7 protein-coding genes are annotated in these 8225 nt (G+C 67.9%); 2 read left to right on the top strand and 5 right to left on the bottom strand.

All coding sequences use genetic code 11. From position 1 onward, the window contains the following. Positions 1-44: 44 nt before the first annotated feature. A complete protein-coding gene (locus H9X80_RS08840) occupies positions 45-623 on the bottom strand; it encodes a xanthine phosphoribosyltransferase (RefSeq protein ID WP_204793983.1) in 579 nt (192 codons plus the stop codon). A 420-nt stretch (positions 624-1043) separates the two neighbouring features. Between H9X80_RS08840 and H9X80_RS08845 the strand changes: the two genes are divergently transcribed. Next, entirely contained in the window at positions 1044-2093 is a 1050-nt protein-coding gene (locus H9X80_RS08845; RefSeq protein WP_204793984.1) for a hypothetical protein, read from the top strand. Between the two features lie 386 nt (positions 2094-2479). Here H9X80_RS08845 and H9X80_RS08850 read toward each other — a convergent pair whose 3' ends face one another. From H9X80_RS08850 to H9X80_RS08860, 3 genes are all read right to left on the bottom strand, one after another. Beyond that, entirely contained in the window at positions 2480-3457 is a 978-nt protein-coding gene (locus H9X80_RS08850; protein WP_204793985.1) for a hypothetical protein, read from the bottom strand. Positions 3458-3678: 221 nt separating this feature from the next. Further along, positions 3679-4833 (bottom strand): aldo/keto reductase, encoded by a 1155-nt coding sequence (locus tag H9X80_RS08855; protein ID WP_204793986.1) that lies wholly within the window; start codon positions 4831-4833, stop codon positions 3679-3681. A 155-nt stretch (positions 4834-4988) separates the two neighbouring features. Continuing rightward, entirely contained in the window at positions 4989-6116 is a 1128-nt protein-coding gene (locus tag H9X80_RS08860; protein WP_204793987.1) for a hypothetical protein, read from the bottom strand. A 140-nt stretch (positions 6117-6256) separates the two neighbouring features. On the opposite strand from H9X80_RS08860, the gene H9X80_RS08865 reads away from it, so the two are divergent. Further along, a complete protein-coding gene (locus H9X80_RS08865) occupies positions 6257-7222 on the top strand; it encodes an SPFH domain-containing protein (protein WP_204793988.1) in 966 nt (321 codons plus the stop codon). A gap of 187 nt (positions 7223-7409) precedes the next feature. Here H9X80_RS08865 and H9X80_RS08870 read toward each other — a convergent pair whose 3' ends face one another. Continuing rightward, positions 7410-8096: an HAD family hydrolase gene (locus tag H9X80_RS08870; protein WP_239471884.1), complete on the bottom strand. Its 687-nt coding sequence runs from the start codon at positions 8094-8096 to the stop codon at positions 7410-7412. Positions 8097-8225: the final 129 nt, after the last annotated feature.

An 8225-nucleotide genomic window follows, 5' to 3' on the forward strand; every position in this document is an offset into this window, starting at 1 on the left:
GTGGGGAGGCGCCGCTGGGCGGGGAGTGCCGAGCGCCCGCCGCGCTACGCGAACTCGATCTTGCCGGTCTGCGCGTCCATCGCCTTCACCACGGCAAGCGACTCCACCTGGTAGCCGCGCTTGCGCAGCTCGGCGCCTCCCGGCTGGAAGCCCTTCTCAATGGCGATGCCGATGCCCTCCACGATGACGCCGGCCTCGTCGCAGATCTGCAGCAGGCCGTTCATCGCGCAGCCCATGGCCATGAAGTCGTCGATGACAAGCACGTGCTCGCCGGGCGTGAGGAAGCGCTTAGCCACGATGACCTGGTACTCACGCCCCTTGGTGTAGCTGCGGATCTGCGTACGGTACTGGTCTCCGTCGAGGTTCTTGGACTCGGTCTTGCGCGCAAAGACTACCGGCACGTTGCCAAAGTGCGTTGCGGCGACGCAGGCGATGCCGATGCCCGAGGACTCGATCGTCAGGATCTTGTCCACCTGCCTGCCGGCGAACAGGCGAGCCCACTCGGCACCCATGCGGTCGTAGAGCGCCACGTCGCACTGGTGGTTGAGGAAGCTGTCGACCTTGAGGACGTTGCCCTCGCGCACGATTCCGTCCTGGCGAATGCGGTCCTCAAGCTCCTTCATGCGTGGCTCCCCTCGGGCGACGGTGGCTGAAAGCGTTCCCACCATTATGCACGCTCAGGGACGCCTTGCATCGCTCGAAGTCACGAAAGCGGCCCCCGAGGCGTGACTTAGAGCGAGGCGGCGGCGAAGAGCTCGCACAAAGTCACGTTCTTCTCGCCAGAAGCGTGACGTTGCACGAAGCTGAATGAGCGAGTCAAGAGGCACGCGTCGACCCCGCGAACAACCGGCTGCCGAACAATACTGACCGTCTGCGGATTACGCGACTCAATCAAGTAACTTACTGGAATCCGCATAGTCAATGACCTGCGTAAACAAGCCAAAACAGCATCATTATCAAAATGATATAATATCAACTAAATTATCAATAAAAACAGGCTTCCGCCCTTCGTGACACAATCCTCTCACGTGAGAGGAGCCATCATGAGCGCAAGGGTCGACCAAGAGGTGCGGGCGCTGTTTGAAGATGCCGGCGGTGAGGGCGCGTGCGTCCCTGCACCGTCGCACAGACTGTGCGTTGCTCTCAGACGTCGGTTGGGCGACGACGGGGAGGTGGTTTCGCCCGAGCGTGGCCTCTACGCGCTGCGCGACGAGTGGGAGCGCCTCGACCCCACGCAGAGAAGCCTCTCCCTCATGCGCGGCCTTCAGCAGCTGCATCCAAGCTGGGTCTTTTGCGGGCCGTCCGCGTCGCTGGCGTTTGGCGCGGACGTCTCGTACGCGCTGCAGAGGCCCCTTCATGTCATGGCGCCCGGCACGTCGTGGCCGGCCCGTACGGAGCGCGTTCACTATCACGGCATCAGGTTGAGCTCCTACGGAGGAGTCGACGAAGAACCGGTCATGCGATCCGGCGTGCTGGTGACGCCCCTTGCGCGAACGACGCTTGACAGCCTCAGGTGGATGGACTTCAGGGAGGGGATGGTCGTTGCCGACATGGCCGTGCGTGGCCGCACGGGTAGGCGAGAGGCACTTGAGGGCTACTTTCACTCGAGGGAGGGGACGTGTCGTGGCGTGCCGGCCGCCCTGCGCACGCTGGCACATGCCGACGATCGCTCGGAGAGCGGCGGGGAGTCCATAGCTCGCGCCGTGATGATTGAGCAAGGTTACATGCTCCCGGAGCTTCAGGTGAGCGTGCCCGACCCCCTGCATCCTGGGAGGACCTTTCGGGTTGACTTCGTCTGGGTGCGTGCGGACGGGCGCGTCATCGTGGGCGAGTGCGACGGAGTCCGCAAGCTCCTTGACCTTTCAATGACGGCCGGACGCTCCCCGGAGGAGGCTCTTCTTGACCAGCGAAGGCGCGAGGGGCTCATCACCTCGTACGACGTCTCAGTGATGCGCTTCACGTACGAGGAGGCGGCGGGCGTGGACGAGCTGGTCAGAAAGCTCGAGTTGTATGGCGTACCAAAGGTTGGGTCACCGCTTGCAATCTCAGGTCGGATGCCGATGCCAGACTGGGGCAAGCTGCTCAGGCGTTGACGCTGCCGGGTGCGCGACGACGAGTCTCGCTCTTAGTCACGAAACCTGGTCCCAAGGTGTGACTTTGGACGAGAAGGGATCCGTTGCCTCGCTTGAAGTCACAAAAGCGGGCTCTGAAGCGTGACTTAGAGCGAGGCAACGTCGTGAAGCTCGCACAAAGTCACGGATTTGCGGTTCGAAGTGTGACTTAGAGCGAGGCGGCAACAAGCATCTCGCACAAAGTCACGGATTTGCTGTTCGAAGCGTGACGTTGCGTGAGACGGCATCGAAGAGCTCGCACAAAGTCACGTTCTTCTCGCCAGAAGCGTGACGTTGCGCGAGCCGTGCCGGCCTCTCGGCAGAATTGTGCGCGACCGGCGAGAAGAACGACGCTGGGAGCGACGACACTAGTAGCGATGCCACCCGTGGGAGGTGAGCCGGGGCAGCCGCCCGCGATAGGGGCTCACGAAGTCCTCGTCGCCAATCTGCTCGGCGGCCTCGACCTCGGGCGAGACGCTCTCCACCACGCCGTTCGGCACGTCCGCGACGGGCATGTCGGTGATGTCCGGCACGCCCACGACGGTGGCCACCGGCTTCTCCTCGCCGGCCTCCTCGGCCGCGCGCTCGGCGCGCTCGCGGTAGCGGACCATCATGTCGCGCTGCAGCTCGACGACGCTCGGCGGCGCCCAGATGAGCGCGTTGGCGCCGGCGGCCACCGTGGTGGCTGCGGTCTCGTCGTTGCGCCCGCCGGTGGCGATGATCGGCAGCGCGGGGAAGGCCGCGCGCAGCTCGCGGATGACGTCGGCGGTGGCGCGCCCGGCCGCCACGTTGATGATGCGCGCGCCGGCCTGGATCTTCTCGGCGGCCTCGTTGTCAAAGCGCGTGATCGTGGCGATGACGGGGATGTCCACGGTGGAGACCACCTGCGCCACCATCTCGGGCGTGGCCGGCGAGTTCAGCACCACACCCGCGGCGCCCTGCATCTCGGAGACGGCGGCCAGCTCGGCGGCACGCCGACCGGTGGTGGTGCCGCCGCCCACGCCCACGAAGAGCGGAGCCTCGGCCACCGTGAGCAGGGCCTGCGTGATGGCGGGCTGGGCGGTGAAGGGGTAGACGGCAAAGATCGCGTCCGCGTTGGAGTTGCGGATGGCGGCGACGTCGGTGGAGTAGAGCAGCGTCTTGATGCGACGGCCGAAGAGGGTGAACCCGCTGCAGGCCTCGTAGTTCTCCGGCACGCGCAGCGGCGCCTTGCGCAGCCGCCCCTCGATGGGGGAGGGGCCGTCGGCTGCGGGCACGACCTGGTGCTCGGGCGCCCCCGCGGGGAAGATGCCCGTGTGGACGCCGGGCTGGGAGGCCTCGTCCACCCTGCTGTCTGCTTCCTGCATGATGCCTCCTCGCGGTCCGGCTGGCGTTTCAACACTTTGTTGTTCCCCGTTCGCCGGGCGCGTATTCACGTGGCGAGAAGAACGTGGCAAGAGAGCGCGCAGCTGAAAGCCCGCGGCCCGCGACCTGCGGCCGAGCGGCCCCGGTCGCGCCATCAGCATCAGCCGCCCAGCCGTGCCCGGCGTCCCGGACGGCCGGCGCCCGGCGCCCCCGGCCGGCGCGCCTACTCCGCCCCCTCCGTCTCGAACTCGGCGGCGACGTCCTTGAGCAGCTGGCGGATCGGCAGGTGCTGCGGGCAGGCGGCCTCGCACCTCCCGCAGCCCACGCACTCGGATGCGAGGCCGTGGCCGTGGCCGGTGTGGACGGCCTTGTAGTAGAAGCCGGCCGAGTCCTCGTTGTAGGCGCGCTTGGCGTTGAGGCAGGAGAAGAGGTCGGGGATGTTGATCTTCTTGGGGCAGCCGTCCACGCAGTAGCGGCAGGCCGTGCAGTCGATCACGCTCTGGCCGCGCAGGACCTCCGCGGCGTGCCTCACGGCCGCGAGCTCCGCCTCGGAGAGCGGCCTGAGCGGGGAGAACGTGGACACGTTGTCGCGCACCATGTCCATCGAGCCCATGCCGGAGAGCACCATCTCCACGCCCGGAAGGCCCGCGGCAAAGCGCAGCGCGTAGCTTGCGGGCGAGCCCGGGCCCGCCGCGGCCAGCGCGTCCGCGGCCTCGGGCGGCAGGTTGACGAGCCGGCCGCCCTTGACCGGCTCCATCACGATGACGGGCTTGCCGTGGGCGGCGGCCACCTCGCAGCAGAGCCGGCCCTGGATGACGCCGCTCTCATAGTCAAGGTAGTTGAGCTGGAGCTGCACGAACTCCACGTCGGGGTTCTCGGTCAGGATCTGGTCGAGGAAGGCCGCCGAGCTGTGGAAGGAGAGGCCCACGTGGCGCACGAGCCCGGCGTCGCGGGCCTCGAAGGCCTGCTCGTAGGCGCGGCACTCGCGGAACTTCGGGTAGTTGCCCATGCCCTGCGAGTGCATGAGGTAGTAGTCGAAGTAGTCCACGCCGCAGGCGCGCAGCTGGTCCTCGAGCAGCGGGCGCACCTCGTCGCCGCGCGTGAAGGAGCTCGGGGAGAGCTTGTCGGCCAGGACGTACTCGGAGCGGTCGTGGCGCGAGGTGAGCGCCGCGGCGAGCGCGGGCTCGGAGTTGCCGGAGAGATAGGGCCGCGCGGTGTCGAAGTAGTTGAGCCCGCCGTCGAGGAAGGCGTCGACCATCTCGGTGAAGGCGGGCAGGTCGACGGTCTTGTCCTCGAGTTGTGGCAGGCGCATGCAGCCAAAGCCGAGCTTGCCGCGGGCGTTCTCAAACGGTGCGGGCCTGGTGGTAGTGGTGTCCATGGGTCCCCTCTCCCTCGGACGGACTGTCTTTGTCGCGGACATTGTACGCCCGCGACCGGACGGCGTGCCCGGGCCGCATACGGCGCACGCCCGGCGAGAAGAACCTGCGCCCCGTTCTTCTCGCCGAGGCGGACGGGGCAGACGGGGCGGACGTGCTAGTAGAGGCCGAACGCGCTGGTGAGCGACGTCGTGAGGTCCTGCTCGTCCACGACCCACGCGTCGCCCTCCTGGTTGACGTAGGAGCTCACGAGCTGGGAGTCCACCGGCTCGGTGGCCGCGGTCACGTCGTCGAAGACGGAGCGGATGTGCGTGCGCTGCTCCTCGCTCGGCAGGGCGACCTCGCTGTTCGCGTCCTCGAAGCGGCCCCAGAGCCCGTTGCCAAAGAGGTAGTCTGAGACGGAGCCGTAGAAGTCCCAGACGAACGAGTTGGCGTCCGGTGCGCTGAGGTAGGCGTAGGCCGTGCCGGAGCCGTCGCCGTAGGCAAAGCCCGAGTCCATCTCAAAGCTCACGGTGCCGAGGTACCACGTGGCCCAGGCGTCGGCGTCGATGCCCAGTTCGTCGGTCGTGTAGCCGAAGAGAGAGGAGACTTTGTCGCTGAGGTAGCCGGCCACGAGCTCGTGCAGCTCCCCTGACGACGGTTCGGCGAGAAGAACGTCGAGCCGTGCCTCGAGCGCGTCGGCGACCGCCTGGTCGTCCTGGTCGTCGGAGGCCGCGGGGTCGGAGGGCGCGCCCGCGCTTGCGTCGGCGCCGGAGAACGTGTCCGACCAGCCGCCCGAGGACTGGTCGTCCTCGCTGAAGAGGCTGTCGAGGGCGTCCGAGGCCGCCCCGGCGACGTCCTCCACGGCGGAGCCCACGCAGCTTATGACCGACCCGAGGAGGCTGACGGCCACGATGAGGGAGACCGCGATCCGGAACGGGTGCGACCGGTGCCTCGTGGACGTGGGCTGGCCAGGGTCGCTTGAGGAGGCCGCCCTCATCGCGCGCTTCCGCTGCGCCTGTGCGGCCTTCTTCCGCGCGCGGGGGCTGGCGGGCTCGTCGGTTGAGGGGGCGTCGTAGTGGGACTGCGGCTTGGTGGGGGCCACGTAGTCGTCGTCCGCATGCAGGCTGCCCACCTGCCCGCTGGTCTCGGCCACCCAGTTCTCGTCCGAGAGGACGTCTGCCGCCTGCGGGTCCTTCTCGCCGCCCAGCGGCTCGGGCTCGCCGGCCCACGGGAGCTCGGGCTCGCCGGCGCTAAAGGGGTCTACCTGCACTTCCTCGGTGCGGGAGAGACGGTGCTTGGGCATGGCGGGCTCCCTCCTTACGACAATTTGTCCTCCCCAGTATATTGTTGTCGGCCGTGCGGGGTATGCTAGGGCTACGTAAGCGGACGGGCGCCCTCGCGGTGCCCGGTCGCCGGCCGCCTCTTCGTTCTAAGGAGCGTCCCATGCCAGAGCTCGTTGCGTTCATCCTGATCGTGCTCGTTGTGTTCCTTGTCATCGGACTCGTGACCGGCAACCTCTTCTACGTGGTCAAGCAGCAGCACGCCGTCATCATCGAGCGGCTGGGCAAGTTCAACAAGATCGTGGGCGCGGGATTTCACGCCAAGATCCCGTTCGTGGACCGCAAGGCGGCCACCGTCTCCCTGCGCACGATGAAGAACGGCTTCAACATCGACTGCAAGACGCAGGACAACGTCACCATCGGGCTGGAGGTGTCGGCCCAGTACCACGTGAGCTACGAGCGTGGCGCCGCACCGCAGGACTCTGGCGTCTACAAGAGCTACTACATGCTCCAGCAGCCGGTGGCGCAGATGCGTGACTTCATCACCGACGCTCTGCGCAGCTCCATCCCCGTCTACACGCTTGACGAGGTCTTTGCCAAGAAGGATGACATCGCCAAGGACGTCAACGCCACGGTCTCCGAGCAGATGGACGCCTACGGCTTCACGCTCGTCTCCACGCTGATCACCAAGATCGCGCTGCCGGCCGAGGTCGAGGACTCGATGAACCAGATCAACGCGGCCCAGCGCACCAAGGCCGCCGCGCAGGACCTCGCCGAGGCGGACCGCATCCGTCGCGTGACCGAGGCGCAGGCCGAGGCCGAGGCCATGGAGAAGGCCGGCGAGGGCATCGCCAACCAGCGCAAGGCCATCGCCTCCGGCATCAAGGAGTCGCTCGAGACGATCCAGGAGACGGGCGTCGGCAACGCCGAGGCCAACCAGCTCTTCATGTTCACGCAGTGGACCGAGATGATGAGCGACTTCGCCAAGACCGGCAAGGCGTCCACGGTGGTCCTGCCGAGCGACTTCCAGCAGACGGCGAGCATGTTCGAGCAGATGCTCGCCGCGGGGTCGGCGCGCCGCGACGCCGTGGCGCCGCCGGTTCCGGGCAAGGACGCGAAGCAGGCGTAGGGCGCGACAGGCAGGCTTGATGCGAAGCCCGGCCGGCGGGTGCAGGTGACCCGCCGGCCGGGCTGTTTTGGTGTTTGGTTGGCGCCGGGGCGAGGCGGCGTGGGCCGGGGCGAGGCGGCGGGCGCCGGGCCTGGCAAGGGCCGCTCGGAGAGCCGGCCCGCGGCAGCGGGGGTCGACGCGCAGCCCGCTACTCGCCCGAGGGCCGTGCCTGCTCGCCGTCCCCGAGGATCACGGCGGGGAGCTCGAGCAGGCTGTCGAGTATGGCCGCGCACCCGGCGCGGAGGTCGTCGGTGGGCGTTGCCCACTCGGGCACCAGGTAGGTGGCCATGCCCGCGGCGAGGGCGGCCCGCGCGCCGTTGACCGAGTCCTCGACGGCGGCGCAGAGCGTGGGGTCGAGGCCCAGTCGGCGCGCGGCCTCCAGGTAGATGTCCGGCTCGGGCTTGGCGCGGGTGATCTCGTCACCGAAGGTCATGGACGTGAAGTAGGGGGCCATCCCGAAGCGCTCCATCTGCGGGAGCGCGTGCTCGCGGGACGTTGAGGTGGCCAGCGCCACCGTGAGGCCGGCCTCGGTGAGGGTTCGCAGGGCCTCGAGCGCGCCGGTGCAGGGCGTGAGCTCCTCGTCCTCGATCTGGAAGAAGAGCTCGTGCTGGTGGGTAAAGAGCCGGTCGGTGAGCGCCGGGTCGCCGAACTCGTCGTTGACCATCTTTCGCGCGTTGGGCAGGCTGCAGCCCACGAAGGCGTTCCAGATGCGCTCCGGAACCTCGAGGCCGAGGTCGGCGGCGGCACGGCGCCACGCGGTCTGGCTCACGCGCTCCGTGTCGATGAGGGTTCCGTCCATGTCGAAGATCACTGCGTCGGGCATCGTCTGGGGCATCTTGGCGTAGCTCCTCTCGGCCTGCGTCACAAACGCTGCCTAGGATACGCCCCGCCCGGGAGTCGCGGCCGGGCGGGGCGAGAAACGACAAATGCTCCAAAGGAGGGGCGGGGAGGCTCTGCCCGGGGC

The sequence above is a fragment of the Olsenella profusa genome, from assembly GCF_016900315.1.
Lineage (GTDB): Bacteria > Actinomycetota > Coriobacteriia > Coriobacteriales > Atopobiaceae > Thermophilibacter > Thermophilibacter profusus_A.